28 protein-coding genes are annotated in these 23891 nt (G+C 44.6%); 21 read left to right on the plus strand and 7 right to left on the minus strand.

The genetic code is table 11. The annotated features are described in order from the left end of the window. The first annotated feature begins 100 nt into the window (after positions 1–100). The 5 genes from ACTHPA_RS04065 (at position 101) to ACTHPA_RS04085 (ending at position 5762) form a co-directional block, all read left to right on the plus strand. Positions 101–481 carry a VOC family protein gene (locus tag ACTHPA_RS04065; protein ID WP_440498865.1) on the plus strand — a complete coding sequence of 127 codons (381 nt, stop codon included), beginning with the start codon at positions 101–103 and terminating at the stop codon, positions 479–481. 48 nt (positions 482–529) lie between these two features. Next, complete coding sequence (locus tag ACTHPA_RS04070) at positions 530–1990, plus strand: protein adenylyltransferase SelO (protein WP_440498867.1); 1461 nt, start codon at positions 530–532, stop codon at positions 1988–1990. A 164-nt stretch (positions 1991–2154) separates the two neighbouring features. Next, positions 2155–3822 (plus strand): MutS-related protein, encoded by a 1668-nt coding sequence (locus ACTHPA_RS04075; RefSeq protein WP_440498868.1) that lies wholly within the window; start codon positions 2155–2157, stop codon positions 3820–3822. A 115-nt stretch (positions 3823–3937) separates the two neighbouring features. Beyond that, the gene (locus ACTHPA_RS04080; RefSeq protein WP_440498869.1) at positions 3938–4456 is read left to right on the plus strand and encodes a sigma-70 family RNA polymerase sigma factor; all 519 of its coding nucleotides are present in this window, start codon (positions 3938–3940) and stop codon (positions 4454–4456) included. Next, complete coding sequence (locus ACTHPA_RS04085) at positions 4449–5762, plus strand: DUF4179 domain-containing protein (protein ID WP_440498870.1); 1314 nt, start codon at positions 4449–4451, stop codon at positions 5760–5762. Before ACTHPA_RS04080 ends, ACTHPA_RS04085 begins: the two co-directional genes overlap by 8 nt. A gap of 332 nt (positions 5763–6094) precedes the next feature. On the opposite strand, the gene ACTHPA_RS04090 is transcribed toward ACTHPA_RS04085, so the two are convergent. Together ACTHPA_RS04090 and ACTHPA_RS04095 are read right to left on the minus strand one after the other, a co-directional pair. Next, complete coding sequence (locus ACTHPA_RS04090; protein ID WP_440498871.1) at positions 6095–6544, minus strand: ImmA/IrrE family metallo-endopeptidase; 450 nt, start codon at positions 6542–6544, stop codon at positions 6095–6097. Positions 6545–6553: 9 nt separating this feature from the next. Next, positions 6554–6889, minus strand: a complete 336-nt coding sequence (locus ACTHPA_RS04095; protein WP_440498872.1) for a helix-turn-helix domain-containing protein — start codon at positions 6887–6889, stop codon at positions 6554–6556. Positions 6890–7059: 170 nt separating this feature from the next. Between ACTHPA_RS04095 and ACTHPA_RS04100 the strand changes: the two genes are divergently transcribed. The 3 genes from ACTHPA_RS04100 to ACTHPA_RS04110 all read left to right on the plus strand — a co-directional run bounded on the left by ACTHPA_RS04100 (position 7060) and on the right by ACTHPA_RS04110 (position 8940). Continuing rightward, positions 7060–7482 (plus strand): DNA-binding response regulator, encoded by a 423-nt coding sequence (locus tag ACTHPA_RS04100; RefSeq protein ID WP_440498874.1) that lies wholly within the window; start codon positions 7060–7062, stop codon positions 7480–7482. Positions 7483–7717: 235 nt separating this feature from the next. Then, the gene (locus ACTHPA_RS04105; RefSeq protein WP_440498875.1) at positions 7718–7918 is read left to right on the plus strand and encodes a BhlA/UviB family holin-like peptide; all 201 of its coding nucleotides are present in this window, start codon (positions 7718–7720) and stop codon (positions 7916–7918) included. Positions 7919–8136: 218 nt separating this feature from the next. Then, positions 8137–8940, plus strand: coding sequence for an N-acetylmuramoyl-L-alanine amidase (locus tag ACTHPA_RS04110; RefSeq protein WP_440498876.1), 804 nt, complete (start codon positions 8137–8139; stop codon positions 8938–8940). A 53-nt stretch (positions 8941–8993) separates the two neighbouring features. Here ACTHPA_RS04110 and ACTHPA_RS04115 read toward each other — a convergent pair whose 3' ends face one another. After that, positions 8994–9899, minus strand: coding sequence for an NAD(P)/FAD-dependent oxidoreductase (locus ACTHPA_RS04115; RefSeq protein WP_440498877.1), 906 nt, complete (start codon positions 9897–9899; stop codon positions 8994–8996). 131 nt (positions 9900–10030) lie between these two features. On the opposite strand from ACTHPA_RS04115, the gene ACTHPA_RS04120 reads away from it, so the two are divergent. The 5 genes from ACTHPA_RS04120 to ACTHPA_RS04140 all read left to right on the plus strand — a co-directional run bounded on the left by ACTHPA_RS04120 (position 10031) and on the right by ACTHPA_RS04140 (position 12906). Then, positions 10031–10180, plus strand: coding sequence for a hypothetical protein (locus ACTHPA_RS04120; RefSeq protein ID WP_440498879.1), 150 nt, complete (start codon positions 10031–10033; stop codon positions 10178–10180). A 14-nt stretch (positions 10181–10194) separates the two neighbouring features. After that, a complete protein-coding gene (locus tag ACTHPA_RS04125; RefSeq protein WP_440498880.1) occupies positions 10195–10404 on the plus strand; it encodes a hypothetical protein in 210 nt (69 codons plus the stop codon). A gap of 270 nt (positions 10405–10674) precedes the next feature. Beyond that, positions 10675–11574, plus strand: a complete 900-nt coding sequence (locus tag ACTHPA_RS04130) for a carbon-nitrogen hydrolase family protein (RefSeq protein WP_440498881.1) — start codon at positions 10675–10677, stop codon at positions 11572–11574. After that, entirely contained in the window at positions 11558–12232 is a 675-nt protein-coding gene (locus ACTHPA_RS04135; RefSeq protein WP_440498882.1) for a GNAT family N-acetyltransferase, read from the plus strand. The genes ACTHPA_RS04130 and ACTHPA_RS04135 overlap by 17 nt, the downstream gene beginning before the upstream one ends. Before the next feature lie 2 nt (positions 12233–12234). Continuing rightward, positions 12235–12906 carry a GNAT family N-acetyltransferase gene (locus ACTHPA_RS04140; RefSeq protein ID WP_440498884.1) on the plus strand — a complete coding sequence of 224 codons (672 nt, stop codon included), beginning with the start codon at positions 12235–12237 and terminating at the stop codon, positions 12904–12906. 236 nt (positions 12907–13142) lie between these two features. Here the strand turns inward: ACTHPA_RS04140 and pgeF are convergent, their stop codons facing one another. Further along, positions 13143–13904 carry a peptidoglycan editing factor PgeF gene (gene pgeF / locus ACTHPA_RS04145; RefSeq protein ID WP_440498886.1) on the minus strand — a complete coding sequence of 254 codons (762 nt, stop codon included), beginning with the start codon at positions 13902–13904 and terminating at the stop codon, positions 13143–13145. Positions 13905–14034: 130 nt separating this feature from the next. On the opposite strand from pgeF, the gene ACTHPA_RS04150 reads away from it, so the two are divergent. From ACTHPA_RS04150 to ACTHPA_RS04160, 3 genes are all read left to right on the plus strand, one after another. Beyond that, positions 14035–14565 (plus strand): sigma-70 family RNA polymerase sigma factor, encoded by a 531-nt coding sequence (locus ACTHPA_RS04150; protein ID WP_440498888.1) that lies wholly within the window; start codon positions 14035–14037, stop codon positions 14563–14565. Continuing rightward, the gene (locus ACTHPA_RS04155) at positions 14552–15820 is read left to right on the plus strand and encodes a DUF4179 domain-containing protein (protein WP_440498890.1); all 1269 of its coding nucleotides are present in this window, start codon (positions 14552–14554) and stop codon (positions 15818–15820) included. The genes ACTHPA_RS04150 and ACTHPA_RS04155 overlap by 14 nt, the downstream gene beginning before the upstream one ends. A 108-nt stretch (positions 15821–15928) precedes the next feature. Then, complete coding sequence (locus ACTHPA_RS04160) at positions 15929–16078, plus strand: YfhE family protein (RefSeq protein WP_440498891.1); 150 nt, start codon at positions 15929–15931, stop codon at positions 16076–16078. Positions 16079–16128: 50 nt separating this feature from the next. Here the strand turns inward: ACTHPA_RS04160 and ACTHPA_RS04165 are convergent, their stop codons facing one another. Continuing rightward, on the minus strand, positions 16129–16707 hold the full coding sequence (locus ACTHPA_RS04165; protein ID WP_440498893.1) for a DUF421 domain-containing protein: 579 nt from the start codon (positions 16705–16707) through the stop codon (positions 16129–16131). A gap of 195 nt (positions 16708–16902) precedes the next feature. Between ACTHPA_RS04165 and ACTHPA_RS04170 the strand changes: the two genes are divergently transcribed. Next, positions 16903–17868 (plus strand): alpha/beta hydrolase, encoded by a 966-nt coding sequence (locus tag ACTHPA_RS04170; protein WP_440498894.1) that lies wholly within the window; start codon positions 16903–16905, stop codon positions 17866–17868. Positions 17869–17900: 32 nt separating this feature from the next. Here ACTHPA_RS04170 and ACTHPA_RS04175 read toward each other — a convergent pair whose 3' ends face one another. Next, complete coding sequence (locus ACTHPA_RS04175) at positions 17901–18092, minus strand: gamma-type small acid-soluble spore protein (RefSeq protein ID WP_440498895.1); 192 nt, start codon at positions 18090–18092, stop codon at positions 17901–17903. Positions 18093–18220: 128 nt separating this feature from the next. Between ACTHPA_RS04175 and ACTHPA_RS04180 the strand changes: the two genes are divergently transcribed. The 4 genes from ACTHPA_RS04180 (at position 18221) to ACTHPA_RS04195 (ending at position 23093) form a co-directional block, all read left to right on the plus strand. Next, on the plus strand, positions 18221–18772 hold the full coding sequence (locus ACTHPA_RS04180) for a histidine phosphatase family protein (protein WP_440498897.1): 552 nt from the start codon (positions 18221–18223) through the stop codon (positions 18770–18772). 304 nt (positions 18773–19076) lie between these two features. Beyond that, the gene (gene abc-f, locus ACTHPA_RS04185) at positions 19077–20747 is read left to right on the plus strand and encodes a ribosomal protection-like ABC-F family protein (RefSeq protein ID WP_440498899.1); all 1671 of its coding nucleotides are present in this window, start codon (positions 19077–19079) and stop codon (positions 20745–20747) included. Positions 20748–21113: 366 nt separating this feature from the next. Beyond that, a complete protein-coding gene (locus ACTHPA_RS04190; RefSeq protein ID WP_440498900.1) occupies positions 21114–22310 on the plus strand; it encodes a DUF3238 domain-containing protein in 1197 nt (398 codons plus the stop codon). Positions 22311–22487: 177 nt separating this feature from the next. Continuing rightward, on the plus strand, positions 22488–23093 hold the full coding sequence (locus tag ACTHPA_RS04195; RefSeq protein ID WP_440498902.1) for an alpha/beta hydrolase: 606 nt from the start codon (positions 22488–22490) through the stop codon (positions 23091–23093). A gap of 85 nt (positions 23094–23178) precedes the next feature. On the opposite strand, the gene ACTHPA_RS04200 is transcribed toward ACTHPA_RS04195, so the two are convergent. Beyond that, a complete protein-coding gene (locus ACTHPA_RS04200) occupies positions 23179–23727 on the minus strand; it encodes a hypothetical protein (protein ID WP_440498904.1) in 549 nt (182 codons plus the stop codon). Positions 23728–23891: the final 164 nt, after the last annotated feature.

Consider the following 23891-nt stretch of genomic DNA (forward strand, 5'->3'; position numbering starts at 1 on the left):
CCAATTGGTGAATGGTTGAGCTGTGCGATTACCCGAATACTACTGTAAGATTAGAAGTAGCTTTATCGGAATACAAGATATGGAAAGGGAGGAACTGAAAATGATTCATAAAATCGGACAAATTATGTTGTATGTAAACAATCAAGATGAAGCAAAAGCGTTTTGGACCGAGAAAGTTGGTTTTGTCGTAATTTCCGAGCAGGATAATGGTCAAGGAATGAGATGGATCGAAATTGCTCCGACTTCGGAGGCAGAAACGAGTATCGTTCTGCATAATAAAGAGCTTATCGCTAAAATGCAGCCGGAATTGAATCTTCAACCTCCTTCGCTGCTATTATTCACGGAAAACCTCGATTCACTCTATGAGGAACTACAAAGCAAACAAGTGAAAGTTGGCGAACTGGTCACCATGCCTACAGGCAGAGTGTTCAACTTTGCTGATAATGAAGATAATTATTTTGCAGTCTTAGAACAGAAATAATCGCACTTGATTATGAATAGGACAACTTAGAAATAGGAGTTGAGAACGATGACAGAGAGCAAAGGTTTCGGATGGCATTTCGATAACAGTTACACTCGGCTGCCGGAGCCATTTTACGCAGAAACCAATCCGGAGGAAGCTCCTTCACCAGAGTTAGTCATCTTCAATCACCCACTGGCGGAAGCGCTCGGTTTGGACGCAGAAATATTGCAAGGCAAAGAAGGAATAGATATCCTTGCGGGAAACAAAATTCCTGAAGGCGCTGCACCAATCGCACAAGCTTATGCAGGGCACCAATTTGGACATTTCACAATGCTCGGAGATGGACGAGCTGTGCTGCTTGGCGAACAGATAACGCCTGAAGGAAATCGAGTCGATATTCAGTTGAAAGGTTCTGGCAGGACGCCATTTTCGCGTGGCGGCGATGGGCGGGCGGCACTTGGTCCGATGCTTCGTGAATTCATTATGAGCGAAGCGATGCATTCGCTCGGACTCCCGACGACGCGAAGCCTTTCAGTCGTCGTAACAGGAGCGCCGGTTTATCGTGAAGAGACGTTCGAAGGAGCTATTTTGACACGTGTTGCGGCAAGCCATATCCGTGTCGGCACGTTCCAATATGCGGCTGCACGCCAAGTCGTCGAAGATTTACGGACGCTTGCAGACTATACCATTGAAAGGCATTATCCGGAAGTGGCAAGTGACTCCAATCCTTATGTATCCTTTTTTGAAAAAGTGATGGAAAAGCAAGCTTCATTAGTGGCAAAATGGCAGTTGGTCGGCTTCATCCACGGTGTCATGAACACGGATAATATGGCAATCAGCGGTGAAACGATCGACTATGGACCATGCGCCTTCATGGATACGTATGATCCGGCGACCGTCTTCAGCTCCATCGATCGTGAAGGGCGTTATGCTTATGGCAATCAACCCGGAATCGCCGAATGGAATCTAGCGCGTTTAGCAGAGACGCTCTTACCGCTCTTCGATGAAGACTCAGAAAAAGCGATCGACATCGCGCAACAAACATTGTCGGGATTTGCAAAGCTCTATCACGGGCATTGGCTGACAGGCATGAGAAGGAAGCTCGGCTTGTTCAATGAAGAAGAGCAGGATATAAAGCTCGTGAAGGACCTGTTGAACATAATGAAAGACAATCAAGCGGATTATACGAATACGTTCCGTGCATTGACAGTAGGGGATCTGAATATGCTGCCGATGTGTAAGACTCCGGAATTTAACGAGTGGCACGAACGCTGGAAGGCGCGGCTTGAAAGACAGCAGAAGTCCGAAGTAGAAGTGAATCAACTGATGCGTAAAAGTAATCCATCCATCATCCCGCGCAACCACCGTGTAGAGGAAGCCTTGGATGCAGCGATCGAGGGCGACTTCGGCGTAATGGAAAAATTGCTGAACATACTTGAAGATCCGTATGCCTACACAGCCGAACAAGAAAAATATGTCGCACCGTCCGCCTCAACTACGCCATACAGAACATTCTGCGGAACATGATGGCGGCTGAGGGCTCATAAATCAGAATAAGCGCTCATAATATACGAGGGAATATGCTCATTAACTCCAAAAAAGACCAAATCCATAAGCGATTTGGTCTTTTTTGACGAAACTTAAACCATTTTCTTCCGTATATAGAATAAGCAATCAAATGGGGTGATCGTTTGTCATATATAATTCTAATCTTTTCAGCAATCACAATCCTTGTCACTATCCATTTACTGACGAAGAACAGAAAGTTGCGGAAGCAATTTCGGAAAGAATGGGAAACCGGCATGTTTAGTAGGCAACGCGAAGCTTCGGACTCCGTGTCCTCGTACTGGGAGAATAAGAAGAATAGCATTTCCAACTATGATGGTGTCGATTTGCTCACATGGCATGACTTGTCGATGGACCAAGTTTTCGAAAAGATCAACTATACACAAACGAGCGTCGGATCTGAGTATTTATTAAATCAGCTAAGGGATATCACGCTTTCCCTTGACCATGTCGAACGAGATGAAAAACTGTACATAGTATTGGAAAACAATCAAGAACTCCGTGAGGAAATCCTACATACGTTGTCGAAGCTTGGTAAGCGGGACTATACGGATTCTTCTTCATTTTTCTATGGCAAATCCAACAAAACGCTTAAGAATCCAAACGTTTTTCTCTTTCTGGCACTCATGCCGGTTGCTTCGATCATCTTATTGTTTTTCCAATTGAAATGGGGCCTCCTTTGTCTTTTTCTATCATTTCTTGTAAATGCATTTACATATTACCGTCATAAAAACGCGTTGGAATACGGCCTGCATTCTGTTACTTATGCCGCCAGCATCATCAATACAGGGAAGAAACTGTCGACAATGCAAGACGCTTCAATTTCCGAATACACGAATCGGTTGAAAGCTAATTTGAAACCGCTCAAAAGGATTTTGCTTCTTACTAATTTCGTTTCGATCGGCAATAAAGGAAGCGGTGAATTCGATGTCATTTTCGAGTATATCCGCATTTTATTCCTCATCGATTTTATTTCCTATAGCAAGATTATTGACGCAGTAACAAAACATAAAGAAAATTATCGGGAAGTCTGGCAAGTGATCGGAAAACTGGATGCCGCGGTGGCGGTCGTTTTTTATCGCCACACACTCACTTCCTACTGCACGCCGAATTTTACCGATTCGGAGGAAATCTCTTTCACCAACATGGCGCATCCGTTACTTGATGAACCTGTCACCAACAGCTCACGTTTAGGAAAATGTACGCTGATTACTGGATCGAATGCGTCCGGAAAATCGACGTACAGCAAGGCGGTCGCCATAAATGCCATATTGTCGCAAACGATTCATACTGTACTGGCGAATAAGTGGTCAATGAAACCAAGCTTTGTTGCAACGTCAATGGCTGTGCAGGACAATGTGCTGCAAGGGGATAGTTACTTCATTGCTGAAATTAAATCGTTGAAGCGGATTATCAAGTTTCTTGAAGAAGGGAAACCATGCATTTCGGTTATTGACGAACTTCTGAAAGGGACAAACACTGTGGAACGGATCGCCGCATCCGCAGCTATAATGAAATGGCTTTCAAAAAGCAAAGGGATCAATATTACAGCTTCGCATGATATTGAATTGACCGAAATGATGAAGCATACCTATGAAAATTATCATTTTACAGAGACATTCAAAGATGGCGATATTCATTTTGATTACAAGATTCGTTCGGGTCCGTCCACCTCAAGAAATGCGATAAAGCTTCTGGAAGTGTTAGTTTACCCCGAGGAAATCACCGATCAAGCAAACCGTTTAGCAAAGGATTTCATGAATGAACGCGAGTGGGAAGTGCTGACGACTTGAAGATATTAGGATCTATTTCGCCCGGGGATTTTCTCCGGGCAATTTTTTACATAATTTTTGAACCTTTTCGAGTTTACGCAGTCTAATGTGTAAGAAGGGGAATGAGGTGTTGGGAATGGATGAGAAAGAGATAAGTGAAAAAGCGATACGTGGGGACGATGAGGCCTTTCTAGCGCTCATGCAACTCCATAAAGAAGCTCTCCTTCGAACAGCGTTTTTCTTCTTGAAAAATGAGGCGGATGCGTTGGAAGCACTTCAAGAAGTAACATATCGGGCGTATAAAAAAATTCATACGGTCAGAGAACCGGCGTATGTGAAGACTTGGCTTATCCGCATTATGATGAACTATTGCCAAGATCAGTTAAAACGAGGAAAACGGTATGTCATAACTGGAGAAGTGGACGAAGCAATTGGGAGGAAAGACGAATACCGATTGGAATTGACTGAAGCGCTGGCCACCTTGAAACCAGACGAACAGCAATTGATTTATCTAAAATACTTTCAAGACGTGAAAATAAAGGAAATCGCGGAACTAGCGAGCTTACCGGAAGGCACGGTCAAATCGCGGCTGCATAACATATTGCGATCGTTGCGAAGCCACTTCGGGGACAAAGGAGGAATGGATCATGTTTGAGAAGGAAGAAAGAAAACTATTGGAAATGAAAGATCAGTTGGATGAAATCCATCTTCCCTTAGACGAAGCAGATGATGCAATTCGCCGAGGCTTTGACCGAGCGAGACGTGATAAGGTGAAAGCGCGGAAGAAGCGTAATAGGATTTTGTCATTAGCTGTAGCCGCGCTTCTATTCTTTACATTTGTCACATCCATCCGTGTGTCTCCGGCATTTGCAAACGCGGTTGCGTCAATTCCAGGCATGGAGAAGTTCGTGGATTTAATACAGTTTGATAAAGGATTGGAAGGTATCTTTAAAAATGACTATTACCAAAAAGTCGATGCGGTTCAAACGGAAAATGGGCTGACATTGACGATAGATGGTGCAATTTTGGATGAGACGGGGATTAATATTTATTACACACTTAAATCAAAAGATAAGTTGAAGTCACTTTCTTTGGGAACAGTTGATTTAAAGCATGAAGAGGGGATTCCACCAAGCGGCATTTCTTATGGAGGTATAGATGTTTTTGATAACCCTAAGGAAGTAGCTAATCGAGTTACGTACCACTTTGAAAGTCCCATGAAATTCAAGAAATTATTATTCACACTGGATATGGATGTTTCATTCCAAGGGGAAGATATTTCGTTTTCATTGCCATTTGAATTACAGGAGAACGTAAAGCCAGGGAAGACTTTCGTGTTGAATGAAGAAATCGAGGTTGAATCGCAAAAACTAACGATTGAGGAAATCACCATTTATCCTTTACGTGTAGCTGTAAAAGTTGATTTTGATGAAGCAAATACGAAAAAAATCCTTCAATTTGAAGATATGCGATTGGAGGATGAAACTGGGGAGGTATGGGGATCCATCATGAATGGCGTCTCGGCAAGGGGCAGGGAAACTTATTTTTTGCAAAGCAATTACTTTGAGCAACCCAAAAGGCTTTACTTGCGCATCAATAAAATGCAAGCATTGGATAAAGATGAAGCGACGCTGGTTGTCGATACGGTGAAAGGCGAGATCATCAACGGCCCGAAAGACGATAGGCTGCAAATCTTAGAGGCTAGACAGTCGGGAATGCATCTTATCATGCCGGACAGGGACGGGAATCCTATGCATACCTATGACATAATTTCTACAGGCAAAGATGCGAAAGGTAAGGAGATCCATATTTCATCGACAGGGATGCATGTGGACGAAGAAGGGACGCGGCATTGGGATATGACGTTTGGAGCGACCCATTATACGAACCCACTATCCTTTGAATTGACGAGCTACCCTAACTACATTACCGGTGATGTTAAAATAGAACTGGGGAAATAATTTATTAGGCGAGCGCTCATAAATCGCGGCAAGCGCTCATAAACGGTGGCCGAGTGCTCATAAATCGGAATAAGTGCTCATAAACGGCAGCCAAGCGCTCATAAATCGGCATACGCGCTCATAAACGGCAGCCGAGAGCTCATAAATCGGAATACGCGCTCATAAACGGTGGCCGAGCGCTCATAAATCCACATAAGTGCTCATAAACCGTAGCCGAGCGCTCATAAATCCGCATAAGTGCTCATAAACCTTCAAGAAGACCAAACCGTAATGGATTTGGTCTTTTTTACTCAAACAAAACAAACATATGTTCGTTTTGTCTCCAAAAAAAATTATTGCTTCCGCAAATATAAGGGGTCGAAGAAAATTTCATACCCTTTATAGCTCGTCGAAACACCGAAACGGGAGTGGTAATGAACAATGGAAGCCATCAAATAATCCTCCGTTACCTCAAGATGCGTGCACACTTCCTCAACGCTTTTAAAGCCTGATTCATAGCATTCGATCAATTTATCTAACGAAACGATTTTTTCATATCCCCATCTCCTTGCAGCGAGTTCCAGCTTCAAATTCGTCAGTTTCTGAAGATCGGTAATATCGCCATATGTCGTTTCGTAATGACCGATTTCCTCCGCCAAAATACAATGTTTTTCGTAATGGCTCCTATTTTTATCAATAAGTACGACATCGTCCATATAAAGGCCCGCGAGCCCGGATGGAAGCGTTTTGACTTCCTTGATGACCAAGTGGGGGTATTGGGCAATCAGGGATTCATAGGTCATGGAACCACCTCACTTTCGTTGCGACTTGATGAATTGGATATATTTTTTTATTTCCACCAGTTCTTCTTCCGTTAAATCATCGTCGATATGGGCAGCGATCGTTTCAACGGTTGATGGCTTTTCGGGCACATTTAAGCCGAGCATCTGATCCAATGAAACGTGGAATGTCTCCGCAATCGCTTTGATCATCCTTGTTTTAGGTTCGATCGAATCGGATTCCCACTTCGATACCATTCCTTTCGTAATCGAGAGACCTATTTTTTGATTGATCCGATCTGCAAACTCCTCTTGGGACAATCTGTTTTCAGTCCGAATCCTTTTAATTTCATGGCCTATAGAATACATTGTGCAACCCCCTGTTCATTATGGACATTATACACTGTGGTTTCTTTCGTGACAACTTAATTAATTTATAGTAGTTGCAAATGAAACTTCTCCATGATAAAGTGTTGACTAATAAGTTTCATTAGCGACATATTGTTTCATTAATGAAACAAAAATAAGGGGTGATTGTCATGATGAAGGAGGAAATGGATCAATTATTGAAGGATTACCATTGGATGATCAACAGTGTCAAAGTCATTCGGGAAGGAATGAATGAAGTCAGCGAGGGGATGACAGCACGCTACGGACTGGATGCGGCAATGCCAAAAGCGAGTGGCGGTCGACCGAGCGATCCGATCTATCGGGAATTCAATAGAAGGGAAAGGCGTTTGAAAAAAGTGTACGAGTATGAGCGGAAAATCCAACTTGTGCAGGAGCGTATTCCGCTTATTACGGAGGACCGTGAAATCGAAGTGCTGCACTGGCTGCTGGAAGGGAAGAGTTTGCGGTGGATCGGCAGGCATATGCAAGTTTCGGATCGCCAAATCGGGAGAATAAAAGATTCCATTATTGATAGGATGTCGCAAATGTCGGACGTGCCGCAAATGTCGTAGAAATGACGATTGAAATTGTTTCGGGTTACACTGGGTGCAGGCCAAAGAAATTGGTCAGGCGCAACATAACTTGTCGCAAATGTCGGATGTGCCGCAAATGTCGTAGAAATGACGAGAAGAATTTCTCCAGGTTACAATGAGTACAGGCCAAGTAAACATGCAACGCAATAAGAGGAATTTCAAAGGGGCGTCCAATGGGCGTTCTTTTTATTTTCCTGAAAAAAGGAGGATGGGCATGGCTATTAAAGAACTGCTAGGTTATTTTTTGACACAGGGCCCGTTTGCCGTCCTGTTCGTATGGCTGTTTTGGTATCAAGTGAAAAGCAGTGAATCTAGGGAGAAAAGTTATCAGCAGTTATTGGAAACGATGTCGGAAAAATACGACGTCATTGTTGAAGAAATACGAGAAGTGAAAGAGCGATTGCCAAAGAAATAGGCATCGCTTTTTTTATTGGCGAAGCGAATGGTTCGGAAGTCCTAAGATGAACAAAAATGTGCGAAACTCGCGCAAAACCACCCGGCGCTGACCGGAAAGGAGGTGATGCCGGAAGAAAACGACGTCGAAAGGAGGTGGTTGTCATGTAGATGATCAAAAACGGCGGAATATGTATAGTCACGGAATAAAAAAATTAAATAACGAGAGGAAGATGACAAATGGTTAAAATTTATATCGATCCAGGACATGGTGGAACAGACCCCGGAGCTACTGCAAATGGTTTAAAGGAGAAAGATGTGACGCTCGCAATCGCAACGCGTGTCAAAAATATGCTTGTGAATGAATATTCCAATGCGACGGTGCGAATGAGCCGGACAGGCGATCAGACAGTCAGCTTGGTGCAACGGACGAATGATGCGAATGCATGGGGTGCCGATTATTATTTGAGCATCCATATTAATGCAGGCGGCGGAACGGGGTATGAGGATTACATCCATAGCGCACTGTCGGATTCTTCTACTACCGCTCAACTACGCAATACGATTCACGCGGAAATTGTGAAATTAATCGATATGCCGAACCGCGGCAAGAAGAAAGAGAATTTCCACGTACTCCGTGAAAGCAGGATGCATGCGATGTTGACAGAGAATGGGTTTATCGACAACGCGACCGATGCTGCAAAAATGAAAACATCCGCATGGCTCGACAAGGCGGCGAGAGGTCATGTGAATGGACTAGCCAAGGCGTTAGGCCTGCAAAAAACAAGCACACCGCCACCGACAGACAATGTTTTATACCGGGTTGTCACGGGTTCCTTTACGACGAGAGCCAATGCCGACCAGCAAATCGCCGCACTCAAGGCGAAAGGATTCGACAGCTTCATTGACATCGTCGTTCTGAATGGCACGACGTATTATCGGGTAATTACAGGCTCGTTTGCGGACAAGGCTAATGCGGACAAGCAAGTGGCTGATTTGAAAGCCGCAGGGTTTGATGCGTTTATCATTGTTGTTAATCTGTAAGGAGACAACCGCCTGTGCAATCAACTTCTGCACAGGCATTTTACATATTGGAATCAATCACCAAAAAATTCATTCGTCAAATCTCCATTCACTCCAATCGCGGCGGCGCTTCCAGATCCCGCGGCAATGACGAGCTGGGCGGGGACAATATGAGCGGTGTCCCCTGCTGCATATACATTCCACACATTCGTCCTGCCATATTCGTCAGTCTGGATGCCCCCGTATTCATTCAGCTCACAGCCGAGCTCTTCTGCGAACTGATTGCTATGGCTCCATAGAGGCGTAACGAATCCACCGGCGCGGTCAATGAGAGTTCCATCTTCAAGACAGACTCCTTTCAGCTGTCCGTTTTCACCTTCCAGCGCAGCGATGTTGTCTTCATAAACTTTGATGCCTTTCTCAAGCAATTTATTACATTCATCCGCCTCAAGCCGTCCTTCGCCATTCGTGAACACGGCCAGATCCTTGCTCCATACAAAAACTTCTTTCGCAAGTTTGTATACGTTTTTATCCGCAATGACGGCGAGCGGTTTATCTCGAAGCTCCCATCCGTCACAGTACGGGCAGCTGAACAAACTAGTGCCGTAGAACTTTTCGATATTCGGGATATTCGGCTGTTCATCCTTCAAGCCTGTCGCTAAGATGATTTTTATCGTATGAAAGCTGTTGCCTTCCGCCGTTTCCAGTTCAAAATGTATGTTGTCTAGTCGTTTTATAGAAGCAACCTTTTCGCTTTTGATTTCAACAGATGGATAGCGGGAGATATCGCTGCGAGCAAGGCGCCGGAACTCATCTGGCAAGATGCCGTCGCGGGTAATGAACCCATGGGCCTCGCGTGTCACTCGATTGCGGGCTTGGTTATCATCGAACAGCAGCACTTTTCTTCTCGCTCTTCCTAGTACAAGGGCGGCATTTAGCCCAGCTGGTCCACCGCCGATAATGATACAGTCATACATCATGGAATGATTCATCCTTTTTAGTGCAAGTTTACCCTGACGGAATGAAAATAAGCTTCCTGCACAAAGAACGACAAAAATTTCAGTTCATGAAAGAAGGTTGGCGAACCTATACTAAACTATGGAGGGATGAGGTGGAAAAAAGGATGGTGGAGCGAGGCATTGGCCTCGGATCTTGTTTAGCTGTCGTCATTTCTTGGAGTGTGCATAAATCAATACTTTGGGCCATTTTTCATGGAATCCTTGGATGGCTGTATGTTTTGTATTACGCATTGACGAGATGATCGGGAGGTTTATGATGAACGCTTTTTTGGGAATACTAAATGTATCAACCGAAGGAGTGATTATCATCATGAAAAGCTATGCTGGCGATAAAGATGAAAAGCCAAATGGGCTTCCGAAAGACTCTGCGGGATTGGCGAACGATGCGGCAAGAAAAGCGGAGGAGCAGTTAGAGTCGATCAAACAAGAAGCGCGTAATGAAATGAAAAGACAGCAGAAGAAATAGATTTTACAAAGGATGACCGACGATTTTGTCGGCATCCTTTTCATTTGTCGCAAAGATTGCGAGTTATGCTCTAGTTTAGGGTAGTTATGGCGCAATCTCGGCTACTTATGCGCGAGTTCTCGGTAGTTATGGCGCAATCTTTGCAACTTATGCTCATCTTGTAACTTTATGCCTAACAAAATGACGACATCCACCGTGAAAATAATGAATGACATTACCCACCCCGTGTATTATGATGTTGCTAACTACACATAATAGGGGGTTAGGTTAATGAAACTTCGCGTTTCTGCTGTGCAATATCATCTGCATGCAATCAGCTCTTTCGAAGAGTTTGAGGCGCAATGTGAGCACTATATCCGCAATGCCCAAGAATATGGGGCTGAGTTTGTTTTATTTCCGGAATTCTTCACGACGCAGTTGCTTTCGATTGGTGATGAAAATGGAAAAGCGCTGTCAATTGAGGCGCTGCCGGGCTTTACGAATCAATACATCGAACTGTTCACGACGCTCGCCAAAGAAACGAACATGCATATTATCGGCGGCACTCATGTTATCCAGCGTGAGGGGCGCCTTTATAATGTCGCTCATCTTTTCTTCCCGGATGGCACAGTGGAGGAGCAAGCGAAGTTGCATATAACCCCTTTCGAAATAGAAGGCTGGAATATGGCGGCTGGAAACGAGCTGAAAGTGTTCGATACGGAAAAAGGCAGGATCGCCATTTTGACGTGTTATGATATCGAATTCCCTGAAATCGTTCGGATGGTGAAGGCCGCGGGAGCAGATGTCATTTTCTGTCCTTCTTGCACAGACGACCGTCACGGGTTTCATCGCGTCCGTTATACGAGCCACGCGCGAGCGATTGAAAACCAAGTTTATGTCGTGTTGACGGGAACGGTCGGCTCCCTAAACACTGTAGATTTCATGCGCGCGAACTTTGGGCAAGCCGCAATCATTACACCGAACGACATTCCATTCCCACCAAAAGGGTTGGCAGCGGAAGGAGAGCTGAATCACGATATGCTCGTTACGGCGGATCTCGATTTGAGCCTGTTATACGAAGTGCGTGAAAAAGGTTCGGTGACCACATGGCGTGATCGCAGAACCGATTTGTACACGGATTGGGGTACTACTAGCCCAGTCGGGAGTGAGAGCAGTGGCATATCGCAGTGAGGTGATGGTCTCCCATAACGGGAGCTTCATTCCTGTTGCCATTCGCAATTATACACATGCGGATTTCGATGCCATGATCGCACTTCAGGCGGAATGCTTTCCGCCGCCTTTTCCGGAAGACTTATGGTGGAGCCGTGAACAGTTGGAGAACCACGTAAGCCTGTTTCCTGATGGGGCCATTTGTGTTGAATATAACGGTCGAATCATTGGTTCCCTTACGACGCTGCTCGTGAATTTTAATCCCGATGAACCAAAGCATACGTGGGAAGATGTGACGGATGGCGGGTTTATTCGCAACCATATTCCTGAAGGGAACACACTTTATATCGTCGATATCTGCATTAGCCCCGAGTTCCGGAAAGCGGGGCTTGGCAAGTGGATGTTGCAGGCGATTTACCAGCTCGCGGTCAAGCTCGACGTTGAACGGGTTCTTGGCGGAGGTCGCATGCCGGGCTACGGAAAGGTCGCCGGAGAAATGACTGCGCAGCAATATGTAGAGAAGATCGTTCGTGGAACAGTAAAGGATCCTGTCATTTCGTTTTTGCTTCGCTGCGGGCGCATGCCTGTCACGTTGATTGAAAACTATTTGGAAGACGAAGAATCGCATAACTATGCGTTATTAATGGAATGGAAGAATCCGTTTAAGAGGGGGAAATAGAGATGGAATTTATTCGCGTGAACAATATTGAAGATCCGTTATTTGCAAAAATGCACACATTGTTAGGGGAGATTTTCCCACCGGAAGAAGTGTTGGAGTTCGACTTATGGAAAGAGCCGCTCGAGGATCCGGGCATTCGCGTTTTTGTTGCGGTGCATAAAGGGGAAGTAGTCGGTGCAACTGAATACCGCTATTATCCGGACTGGAATATAGCAATGACCGATTTCACGATTATCGGGCAATCGGGCCTTGGCATCGGCCGCTTCTTGGCGAAACGGCGTGAAGAGGATTTACAGAGGCTGGCGAAAGAAAATGACAAGACGCTATTCGGCATGTTCGCTGAAATTTACGATCCATATGAGCGAGAAGATTTCGCTTTCGGCGGTGTGATGGCTATGAATCCGTACGTCCGGAGGGAAGTGCTCTCCCATCTCGGCTACAAGCGCCTCGATTTCACATATGTACATCCATCATGGAAAAACGATGGGGAAGCAGTGGAAGGCCTCGATTTCTGCTTCATGCCGACAGATGAGCAAGTGACGGAGATTCCATCCAGCCTAGTCGTAGATTTCTTAATGGATTACTATTCGGTCTTGCCGAATAAACCACAACAATGGCTCGATATGGTAGAAGCATTGAAACAAAAAGAAACAGTTGCGCTGCGACCGTTATAAAAACGAAATAGACTGTCTGAGAAAGCCGTTGATAACGGACTTTCTACGGCAGTCTATTTTGATTATATGGGCACGAATGCCTCCCGCGCTTAAAGTGAGTCGTCGCGCGTCCAAAGCGAGTCGTCGCGCGTCCAAAGTAAGTCGTCGCGCGTCCAAAGTGAGTCGACGCGCGTCCAAAGTGAGTCGACGCGCGTCCAAAGCGAGTCGTCCCACGTCCAAAGGATCGCTTGCCAGATTTACCCCTTCCTCATTACAAAGCTCAAATGCCGTCCCGCTTTCTTATCTTGACGGTACGAGAAGCCATCCGGGCTCACATAGGTGCATGTCCGGTCGATGGCGATCCGGTTTTCCGGAATCCCGGCCAGTTCCAATTGCTTCTTCACTGTTTTCTGGTTGTCGATATGGTATTTATTCGTTGTTTCATTGAAATACATTAATTCATCCGCATAGCCGAGCGCTTTGAATTTCACATATACATCCTCGTCCACTTCAAACTTCTCCTGACTTAACGCCATCCCGATTTGTACATGGAAATCAGCAGGATGACATCCCTCAACTTCTTTCAGATGCTCAAACACCTTCAAAGTGATTTCCTTGACCGTTCCTTGCCAGCCAGAATGGATGACGCCGATGAGGCCGCGTGCTTCATTCCAAAAAATGACCGGAACGCAATCGGCAGTGAAACTGCAGAGCAACACATTAGGTTCAACGGTGTAAAGCGCATCCGTATTCGGAATCGCAGTCGCCCCTACTTCAGCGCCGCGTCCTTTGTCGGCAAGGGTCACCTTATGAAAGTTCGCGCTATGTGTTTGACTGGCGCTGACGAAATCCGCCAGCTTGCATTGCAGGATGTCCGCCAATCGTTTTCGATTTACGAGGACAGTTTCGGGCTTCTCACATGCGTGAAACGCCATATTATTATGCTCGGGCAAACGTTCATCCCTCAATGTTGTTCCTGCAACGAATGTATCGTTGTCGATATATATTTTTGTTTTCATATCATCACCTGTTCTTACTATACTCGATTACACTATGGACAACCATGACAGATGTTCCGGGACTAAATTATTTTCGGTGAAAATGAACTTTTTCACGGTATGATGACTCTTATAGGGGAGAGGTGAGGTCGTGAAGGTCGTTCGGTTAGTGAAGAAAGCAAAAAAGGGGAGCAAAGAGGCATTGCTTCAACTGATCATGAATCAGCGGGACGACTATTATCGTCTTGCCCTGACATATATGGGAAATGAAAACGATGCAATGGATGCAATGGAAGAGATGATTGTCAGTTTGTATATGAATATTCACCAGCTACAGAAGGAAGCGGCATTTTACAGCTGGAGTAAAACGATCCTTGTAAATGGCTGCAAGCAGATGCTTAAAAAGCGGCAAAAAATTGTATTGTTGGATGAATGGGAACCAGAGAAGTCGGGTCATGATCCGTATTTGCAAAGTGAACAGCAAATGGAAATCCAAGAAATGCTCATGTTTGTGAATGAATATCAGAAAGAAGCCATCCAGTTGAAGTACTTCCACGATTTGGATTACGAGACGATTGCCGCACTGACGAATGTTTCGGTCGGCACGGTGAAGTCGAGGGTTTTTCAAGGATTGAAAAAAATAAGAGAAGCTTACAGGGGTGAATCCCATGAAAGATATTGAAAAACGATTGGCCGAGGAGCAGGAACGTTTGCGTAACATAACCGCACCAGTGGAATTGGAAGGGCGGCTTAGTCAGGCGTTGGACACTGTTCCTAGTAAAAAGAAACGGAAGCCTATTTGGCTAATGGCTGTCATTGCACTCTTATTCTTATCTGTTGTCGGTTTTAACTATAATGGGTTTGCCTATTATGGCAAGAAAATAATGGGGTACGATGAATTGATGAGTAGTACGCTAGCTAATTTAAATGAAGAAGGTCTGGGCCAGACGATTGGGGAAAGTGTTGTACTTGAGGATGGGACTGAGTTTACTGTAGAGGGCATTATGACGGATGCGAATCAGTTGATCCTTTATTACACACTTTCGAATCTCGATGAAATTGAAGATATTCAGCTGCCGAGGATTACTGGGTTTTTAACGAATTCGGATAGAGGTAGCGGTACATCCATCATCAATGAGGATGCTTCTGAAATCAAAGGAGAAATGTCTTTTGCCCCGGTTAGCCCATTTGCGAAAAAATTAACATTGGAATATGAAAAACGTGCACTGAACGGAAAGTGGATGACAGGAAGTATTTCATTTCCTTATGATCCGAATAAAGCGATGCAAACCGAAATTAGACAAAAAATTAAGGAAACAGTGAAAGTCGATAAAGGAACAATTACATTCAAATCACTCACAGCTACACCTACAATAACAATGATTAAAGGAACAATGGATGTGGAAAATTTTGATAGAATTCATCTTCCTTTTGAAAAAGTGGAGTTGCATGCGAACGGAAAGCGTATTGATTTGTTAGGCAGCGGCAGTAGTAGCTCATTACGCGGCTCTGGATTCGAATTGCGTTTTGACGCTTTGCCAAAGGACTTAGAGACGTTAAAGTTGGTAGTTAAGGAATTTGTCGGCTATACGATCGTTGATGAAAAGATTCAGCTTAGCCAGATTAATGAGCAACCCATCCTGCTCAAAGGTGAGGATATTTGGGTGAGGGATGTATTGAAAACTGAAGATGGAGTCGAAATTACAATTGCTTCGGATGATGATGTCCTTTTTGACGGTGTAACAATTGAAGGGCAAGGAAGTTCATCCCCGCTGGAAACAACTGTGAGACAAGACTTTGAAAAGCTTCATAACGGAAGGATTTTGAAGGTGCGTACATTAGTATTTTCATCGGATACGACGCCCGAATATATGACAATTAAAGGAATGCATCATATGAAGCCGGTTGATTATGAGATTGAAATTCCCGTGAAGTAGGAATTGAATCGACATGGATGGCGGTTATATAGCTCAATGAAACCAGTCGGTTAATTTTCGACAGGTCGGGAAAACTGATTATAGATTGACGGAAAGGAGCGTTTTTCTATGAATCAGAAAAAGGAACCTCACGAAAGACTGACTGAAAGAAATAATGGCCTAAGCTCGACCCAGGAAGTGTTGTATACCAAAGAATTCAAAAGTGCCGACAAAGCTGCTAAAGAAGATGAGAATAAAAAACGAGAAAAAGAGCAATAATGAAAAGGCCACGACAGATTGCATCCCCCCTGCAATCTGCCGCGGCTTTTTTATTGTAAATACTTTGGTGCGTCGTCCTGTTTCTTCGTTATCGTTTCAGTGAAAATATTATCGGTATGGTTCCGATTCCCCATCTGGCCGTTTTGAATTACTGAAATGAGTTTTTGGATATCCTCTTTTGTGGCGGCTTGTTTTTCAGGTTTCAACATATATCCTAGCTGTCCGCTTGACTCCAAAGTGGCGAACTGGACATCTTTCATTGAACTGATTCCGTCTTGTCGAAAGCGCGCCTCCAACTTATCGACGGTGAGCCTGAGCTTCTTCAGGTTTTCCACATTGATGGTCCCATTGACGATAACAGGCACCGCTTTGCCGGAAATCGCCGTCTCTGATTTGTCGGATTTCAATTGGAGATATTCCGTTGCGAGGAGGCATAGGATGAGGATGACGGCAAGTCCGAATGTTGTCCATAGGCCATGCCCCGTCACCGGCTGAATTAATAATGTTCCAATCGCAATCATGATGATTGTCTGCGGAATTGTCATCTGAGAAATGGACTTCCTTCCGCCGATCCGCAGAAGTATCGTACCGACGATAAATATTAAAAGTGTTTCTAAAACAAGATTCATGATGATGCCCTCCTTCGTATATAAGCTATTGTTTGTAGCATTTGTATAGCTATACATAAAAACAAGGTAGGGAACACCATGACTATAATAAACACTTGCTAAATTAAAAATTAACTAATATTTACATATATAATCTCAATTTAATTCCGATATAATAAGAGCAGGCATATTGAATGCCGAGAGACTATAAAGGGAATGAGAACGATTAAAATAAATTGGAAGAAGTTATTGGTTCTGTTTTCAACCGTCTTCCTAGTGATACAGGTCGCGGGCAGCTTCTTTTTTTATGAGCTGGCAGTGAAGCGCGGCCCGAAAGAGTACTTGCAGGGAAATGCCGATTTGGAAGTTGCTGACGAGACGATGGAGCTATATTTGAATGGCGACTGGAAAAAGTGGGTTGCTGCGCAGAAGTTCGAAACCCTCCATTTGACTTCAAGAGATGGACTTAAACTATCGGGTTACTATTTACCTGCCTCCAAACCGACGAACAAGCTTGTCATTTTGACGCATGGCTATTTAGGTCATGCGAAGCAAATGGGGCTCTTCGGACAGTATTATCATAATGATTTAGGTTATAACATCTTCATGCCGGATGCGCGAGGACATGGAAAAAGCGAAGGCGATTATTACGGATTCGGCTGGCCAGATCGACTTGATCTGATCGATTGGTCGAATCTATTAGTGCAAAAGCTTGGTGCTAAGACGGAAATTGCTTATCATGGTTTATCGATGGGAGCTGCGACAGTGTTAATGGCGAGCGGTGAAAAAGAGCTTCCTCGACAAGTGCATGCCATTATCGCTGATAGCCCGTACCAATCCGTCTACCAATTGTTCACCTACCAAATGAACCGGATGTTTCATCTGCCGGCATTCCCACTATTGGATAGCACAAGTGCATTGACAAAGGTCCGTGCCGGTTATTCATTCAGGGAGGCAAGCGCTTTGAAACAAGTGAGGAAAGCAAGTGTGCCAATCTTTTATATACATGGTATGAGTGATACGTTCGTACCGACGGAGATGGCAAGAGAATTGGAACGAAACACTTCAAGCGAATCTGATATATTCCTCGTCCCGAACGCGAATCATGGAGAGGCTTTTGCGCTTGCGGGTGAGACTTATAAAGTGAAGGTCGGTCATTTCCTAGACCAATATATGAAATGAAAAGCCGGTCCCCGTCATGGGAACCGGTTTTTTCATTTACCAGTCGGCTTGTTCGCTTTTCTAACTTGTGCAGGATCCGTATCGCTATATTGCCCAGTCCCTATACCGCCGGTGCGTGCAAGAACTTCCTTCACTTCGTTGTAGCTTAGCCCCGAGTTTGCATTTTGCCGTTTCACTTCTTCAATATCGGTTCCAGCTTGAGTGAATTTTTTCGAAATCTTCATTGTCTCCACCTCCATTGCTTTAGGATTCCTGGCAAAGGGTTTTTTATTCTTTTGTCGAATTTTGTTATGAACATTACTCATGTTTTCTTTGAATTCAACAAGGGGAAACAAGAATGGAGGTGGTTGAAATGGAGAAGACAATTTACATTGTTCGTCATTGTTCGGCAGATGGGCAGTCGCCGCATGCGGATTTGACTGCAGAGGGCATTGTGCAGGCCGAAAAGCTTGCGGATTTTTTTTCGGAATTGGAAGCAGATCGAATCATTTCAAGTCCGTTCGTTCGTGCCAGAAGGACAGCTGAAGCGATTGCTGACGAAAAAAAGATCCACATCGAGGAGGACAGCCGATTGGCGGAGCGGACGTTGAGTTCACATGCTTTTGAAGATTGGTTGTTGAAATTGGAGGATACGTTCCTCGATGACCATTTAAAATATGAAGGCGGAGAATCTTCCCACGAAGCGATGGAGCGTGTTTGTAATGTCGTGGATGAACTGCCTGACGGATCTAAGGTAATACTCGTGACGCATGGAAATCTGATGACACTTCTTTTGAGATGTTATGACGAGCGGATCGGTTTTCAGGAGTGGCAGGCATTGACGAATCCGGACGTATATCGTGTCCAATTGACGGATGATGATGTACAATGGGAGCGAATTTGGAAGGAAGAAGATCTACAATGAAGACGAATTTGCCGCAACGTACCGTTGAAAGAATTTTTGAATTATAGTATAATGAAATGCATCTATAGAGGAAGGGAATGACGTGTGGACGATGTACAACTAATCTTGGAAATCCGGAAAAAGAAAAGTTTCATTCTTACGGAGAACAGGATTGGTCTGTCCATTTTTATGTCATTTCCTCAACGGTGTCTATCCCTATTTACAGGGATTTTTTGAGGTTTTTAAAAATTGGATTATGATTACCGATCCTTCCGTTATCATCCGGAGGGATTTTTTTATGCCCTCCACAAGGGGAGGAATCATTATGTTACTAGGGAATATTCATCAACTGACGTACTCGATTGGAGATACGATCATCTTGGAACAAGTTTCAGCAGAGCTGCCGGAAGGGGCTTGCATTGCGATTGTCGGTCCGAATGGGGCGGGGAAGTCTACATTATTATCCTTGCTCGCGGGGGAAATTAAACCGACGTCGGGCTCCATTGAATGGATTGGGAAAAAGCCGAGCATCACATATTTCAAACAAGAGCAAGCAGTTGAAGGTATCGTCGATTGGGAACAGTCTGAAACATCTTTGTACCGTTCGAAATGGAGTGTTCCTGAGGAGGCTGAGTATGCATCTGCGAGTGGTGGCGAACGGATGAAGATGCGTCTGTCGGCAGCGCTTTCTTCGAAAAGTGCGGTCGTTTTATTGGATGAACCGACGAACCATCTAGATGCGAGAAGTTTGGACGAATTGGTGAGAATTATTAATGAAGGGAAAGCGACATATTTAATTGTATCGCATGATCGGCATTTCATCGACCAGACGGCAGATTTCGTTTTTGAGATTGAACATGGGAGGCTGACCTTGTATACGGGTAATTACTCGGCGTATCGGAAGAAAAAAGAGATGAACCGGGCGATTCAAGAACAGCATTTCATTCAACAGCAACGAAAGATTGCAAAAGTGGAAGAGCAGATGGCGCAGCTTGCGGAATGGTCCGAGAAAGCACATCGGGAATCGATGAAAAAAGGCGGCGGCGCGATGGGGGCAAAAGAATATTGGCGTATGAAGGCAAAGAAGAAGGATGTCCAGATCCGCTCGAAACGCATGAGATTGGAGGCGGAGCTTGAAAAAGAAAGAGTCGAGAAACCTGAAGAGGAAATTACGGTCGAATTCGATATGAAAGGGCGGAGGAAAAAAGGGCATCGAGTCATGGAACTGAAGAATGTCCGAAAAGCCTATGCCGGCAACGAATTGTTCAAAGACGTATCCTTCACTGTTCAAGCTGGTGAGCGGTTTGCGCTTGTCGGTGCAAATGGAAGCGGAAAGTCGACTCTTTTCCGAATGATGATGGGGCAGGAGGATTTTGAAGGGGATTTGTGGCTGACGAAAGGCATGTCAATCGGCTATATGAGCCAAGCGGTGCTTGATTTGCCGGAAGACGTGACGCTTTCGGAACATTTTCATGCGGATTCGTACCAGGAGCAAGGGATGATTCGGACACAATTGACAAATCTCGGTTTTAACAAGAAGCATTGGCAGTTGCCATTAGGTCAGTTGAGCCAAGGTGAAAAAGTGAAGGTGAAACTCATGCAGTTCATCCTCGAAGGAACGGACGTGTTGCTATTGGATGAGCCGACGAATCATTTGGATTTACCATCGAGAGAGCAGCTCGAAAAGACATTGTCGACTTTTCCGGGAACACTGCTTTTTGCCTCGCATGATCGTTACTTCACCGAGCGAATGGCGGATAACTTGCTCGTATTTGAAAAAGGGAGCATCCGGAAATTGCCGCAGTCGCTGCAGGAGTGGGAGGAACAGAAGACCGCACCACGAAAGGAAACGTCCATCGACGAACGACTTCGTATCGAAACCGAATTGCAAGCAGTCTTAGGAAAATTAAGCATGCTGAAGCCCGGCGACGGGGAGTATGCGGAATTAGACCGGAAATTTCTAGAGCTCAGCAAGGAATTGAGGGAGCTGAAATAATTTAAACCCGCTTCGGACACTTTCTGGGGCGGGTTTTTATTTTGCGATTCTAAGAATGATTTTTTCCGAGTTTAGCATTATCTATTGAATGTGAAGAGTTATCTATCGAATCCATGAAGTTATCTATCGGATTCACAAAGTTATCTATTGAATAAATGAAGTTATCACTAAAACGGGACTTTACGAACGAACTAAAAACGCTTTTGAAAGTTATGGCACAATCTCAGATAGTTATGCTCATCTCGGGACTAAAGACCCTCCCTTCACTTGTTTCGCAACTCGGTAACAAGGGCATTGACAATAAAAAGCTGTGCAATGTTTAGGTGGTTTGTCATTGCAGCAAAATGAAAGCAGGAGGCGGTCTGTATGCTATTTGAAATCAAATCCGTAAAGCATGAGCAAGACCTAATTTCGTTCACATGGAATGACGTCGGGGGATTTTATAATGTATATAAGGATGGCAAGCATTTGTACGAAGGGTCCTACCCAGAATTTCAAGACGGAGACTTCAAACATGGCAAGCTATATCATTACATGATTGAGCGGGTTGAAAATAATCAAGTCGTCGATGTGATTGCCATGCAAACATCGGCCTTCGCGGAAGAGAAAAATGTCGAAAACCCATTGCAATTGCTTGTAATGACGACGATTGTCGCAAAGACGCAAATTGCGCTCTCCTGGGAGGAAATTAAAGACGTTGGGAAATATGAAATTTACCGAAACGGAGAATTTATAGCTGAAATTGACACGAATCGATTTATCGACCGTGACATCGATGTAGATCAATCGTACGTCTATACGATTCGGTCAAGACGTCCGTTGATTAAATCCGATGAACGGATGACATCTGCGAAATCTGTGCTGTCCAACCTGTTTGGCATGATAAATCCAAATACGTCCACATCAGAATCAGCTGTTGAAACGTTTACGACGGTTAAATCGATCGGCAAAATAAGAGACATGTTAAAGCCGATCAATGAGCGGGAGCGTGAAATTACGAACGTTGACCGGTGGAAATTCCGCTATACAACATTCCTTGAAGATGAGTGGATCCGAAATCCGAATCCGCTGTCGCCGAATCATTTTTTCAAAGGCGATGGGCGGGGTTTTGATCCAAACGGGGATAGCTTCCGAACGCGTGTGGACATTGAGTTGTCCTATGATGAAAAAGGAGAGCCGATGACATTCACGAAAGAAGTTGGAACGACAGTAGCGTATAATCATTTGAAACATTTCAAGGAAAAAGCGAAGGCCTCCGCCGATGGTATAACGATGAAGAGAACCGATCATAAAAAAGGAGAAAGTGGTTTTCTACTGGAGCATTCGGTCGGCAATCCGCTGACAACTGCACCGAAAATTGACTATGAAGTGAATGCTGTCTTCAGAAGGCATGGTACATTTGACATGTCTGGCTATTTCGATCCCGCTCCTCATCACGAAATCTATTTGATGAAAGGGAGAGGAGAAGCATGGCAACCCATTATCCAAGTTGAAAGCAGAGGGCTTGCCTTCATGTCGGAAGCGATTGCCTACCATTATTGGCGCTGCTCAAATTTTGAATGAACCATCGGCTTTGACAACATAATCGGCTTCTGTTATTATTATCTTGAATTCGAGATAATGTGATTTCAGATAGATAAAATGCAGATTGCTTGGGATAGCGTCTGCACAATGTAATTTCGTAAACGATTGGGGATTTCTTTTATCCCATTTGCAATATGAGAAATAGGGGGAGAGATTATGAAATATATTTTCAAACAAGGTGCAGACAAGTCTAAGCCGACCCTTCTTTTGCTCCATGGTACAGGTGGAACAGAACAGGATTTATTGCCGCTTGCGGGAATGATCGATCCCGACGCTTCCGTACTAAGTGTGCGGGGAAATGTTCTTGAAAACGGGATGCCACGGTTTTTCCGCCGCCTTGCGGAAGGTGTTTTCGACGAGAAGGACTTAATTTTCCGAACGGAAGAATTGCATACATTTCTTAACGAGGCAGCGGATGAGCATGGGTTTGACAGAAAGAACATTATCGCTGTCGGTTATTCGAACGGTGCCAATATCGCAGGTAGCTTGCTGTTCCATTATGCGAATTCGTTAAAAGGTGCCATTTTGCATCATCCGATGGTGCCGAGGCGGGGAATTGGACTTCCTGATTTGGCGGGAGTGCCTGTATTCATCGCTGCAGGGAAGAATGATCCGATCTGTCCAGCACAGGAGACGACGGATTTGCAGGAGTTGCTGACGGAAGCAGGCGCATCGACAGAAGTTCATTGGGAAATGAACGGACATTCGCTAACGCGGACAGAAGTGGAAGCAGCGGCGGAATGGTATCGTAAGAACTTTTAATGTAAAAAAGTCGACCCTTCATAGGTCGGCTTTTTTGGATTTATGCTGATTTTAATGAAATATACATTTCTGAAAGCAGTTCCTCCTAGATGGAACTGCTTTTTTCTGGTCGTGGCCAGATGAAGTAGGACACGGAAATGGCGAAATCGATTCCGAGAACGATCGCCCATACTTTCAACATGCCGGAGAGGGCTTCCGTTTTGGATGGATCATCGATCAAGTAAATCATTAGAAACAGGAAAGCTCCCCCGATAATGAATGCGAGCACATGTTGCAGCGAGCCTTTCATCGAATGCTTTGCATAGGCAAGGCCATGTTTGCGAACAGGCTTTGAACCTTGCTTTTTGACATAATATAAAAATTTTTCATCTGCCCACCGAATCATGCTTTTCCCGAAAGCGACTGAAACACCTAGGTAGATGGCGGCAATCGCATGGACTTGCGTGGCGGTGGCGCCGTTATAAAGATCGTTCGCTGTGACGATTAATAATAGAAGATCAATAACTGGGGTCAAGGCGAGAAAAAATAGACCGAGACGTTTTTTATTGAAGATATATCGTGTGACAAGCCCTGCTGCAATGACGACCCAAAAACCGATTTCACAAGCAATGATGATCCAAGCAATAAAATTCATAGAAACACCTCTTCTGACGAATTTGCATTGTTTGGAAATATCGTACCACAAATTAATAGATTCGCGTTCGCTAAATTGAAAAAGTCTGCCAATCGGCTGCGGACCGATTGACAAATTTTGTTCGTTCTTTGCGAAGGGCTCAATTAATCGCGCGAAGGGCTCAA

This window comes from Sporosarcina sp. SAFN-015 (assembly GCF_051966875.1).
Taxonomy (GTDB): Bacteria; Bacillota; Bacilli; order Bacillales_A; family Planococcaceae; genus Sporosarcina.

What these genes read in the sequence shown, in the direction of transcription:
- ACTHPA_RS04140 (WP_440498884.1), top strand. Translation starts at nt 12,235, where the DNA reads ATGGAATTTATTCGCGTGAACAATATTGAAGATCCGTTATTTGCAAAA.
- ACTHPA_RS04160 (WP_440498891.1), top strand. Translation starts at nt 15,929, where the DNA reads ATGAATCAGAAAAAGGAACCTCACGAAAGACTGACTGAAAGAAATAAT.
- ACTHPA_RS04115 (WP_440498877.1), bottom strand. Translation starts at nt 9,899, where the DNA reads ATGATGTATGACTGTATCATTATCGGCGGTGGACCAGCTGGGCTAAAT.
- ACTHPA_RS04070 (WP_440498867.1), top strand. Translation starts at nt 530, where the DNA reads ATGACAGAGAGCAAAGGTTTCGGATGGCATTTCGATAACAGTTACACT.
- ACTHPA_RS04080 (WP_440498869.1), top strand. Translation starts at nt 3,938, where the DNA reads ATGGATGAGAAAGAGATAAGTGAAAAAGCGATACGTGGGGACGATGAG.
- ACTHPA_RS04190 (WP_440498900.1), top strand. Translation starts at nt 21,114, where the DNA reads ATGCTATTTGAAATCAAATCCGTAAAGCATGAGCAAGACCTAATTTCG.
- ACTHPA_RS04095 (WP_440498872.1), bottom strand. Translation starts at nt 6,889, where the DNA reads ATGTATTCTATAGGCCATGAAATTAAAAGGATTCGGACTGAAAACAGA.
- ACTHPA_RS04110 (WP_440498876.1), top strand. Translation starts at nt 8,137, where the DNA reads ATGGTTAAAATTTATATCGATCCAGGACATGGTGGAACAGACCCCGGA.
- ACTHPA_RS04165 (WP_440498893.1), bottom strand. Translation starts at nt 16,707, where the DNA reads ATGAATCTTGTTTTAGAAACACTTTTAATATTTATCGTCGGTACGATA.
- ACTHPA_RS04105 (WP_440498875.1), top strand. Translation starts at nt 7,718, where the DNA reads ATGGCTATTAAAGAACTGCTAGGTTATTTTTTGACACAGGGCCCGTTT.
- ACTHPA_RS04175 (WP_440498895.1), bottom strand. Translation starts at nt 18,092, where the DNA reads ATGAAGATTTCGAAAAAATTCACTCAAGCTGGAACCGATATTGAAGAA.
- ACTHPA_RS04195 (WP_440498902.1), top strand. Translation starts at nt 22,488, where the DNA reads ATGAAATATATTTTCAAACAAGGTGCAGACAAGTCTAAGCCGACCCTT.
- ACTHPA_RS04125 (WP_440498880.1), top strand. Translation starts at nt 10,195, where the DNA reads ATGAACGCTTTTTTGGGAATACTAAATGTATCAACCGAAGGAGTGATT.
- abc-f (WP_440498899.1), top strand. Translation starts at nt 19,077, where the DNA reads ATGTTACTAGGGAATATTCATCAACTGACGTACTCGATTGGAGATACG.
- ACTHPA_RS04180 (WP_440498897.1), top strand. Translation starts at nt 18,221, where the DNA reads ATGGAGAAGACAATTTACATTGTTCGTCATTGTTCGGCAGATGGGCAG.
- ACTHPA_RS04130 (WP_440498881.1), top strand. Translation starts at nt 10,675, where the DNA reads ATGAAACTTCGCGTTTCTGCTGTGCAATATCATCTGCATGCAATCAGC.
- ACTHPA_RS04065 (WP_440498865.1), top strand. Translation starts at nt 101, where the DNA reads ATGATTCATAAAATCGGACAAATTATGTTGTATGTAAACAATCAAGAT.
- ACTHPA_RS04155 (WP_440498890.1), top strand. Translation starts at nt 14,552, where the DNA reads ATGAAAGATATTGAAAAACGATTGGCCGAGGAGCAGGAACGTTTGCGT.
- ACTHPA_RS04100 (WP_440498874.1), top strand. Translation starts at nt 7,060, where the DNA reads ATGATGAAGGAGGAAATGGATCAATTATTGAAGGATTACCATTGGATG.
- ACTHPA_RS04200 (WP_440498904.1), bottom strand. Translation starts at nt 23,727, where the DNA reads ATGAATTTTATTGCTTGGATCATCATTGCTTGTGAAATCGGTTTTTGG.
- ACTHPA_RS04090 (WP_440498871.1), bottom strand. Translation starts at nt 6,544, where the DNA reads ATGACCTATGAATCCCTGATTGCCCAATACCCCCACTTGGTCATCAAG.
- ACTHPA_RS04170 (WP_440498894.1), top strand. Translation starts at nt 16,903, where the DNA reads ATGAGAACGATTAAAATAAATTGGAAGAAGTTATTGGTTCTGTTTTCA.
- pgeF (WP_440498886.1), bottom strand. Translation starts at nt 13,904, where the DNA reads ATGAAAACAAAAATATATATCGACAACGATACATTCGTTGCAGGAACA.
- ACTHPA_RS04085 (WP_440498870.1), top strand. Translation starts at nt 4,449, where the DNA reads ATGTTTGAGAAGGAAGAAAGAAAACTATTGGAAATGAAAGATCAGTTG.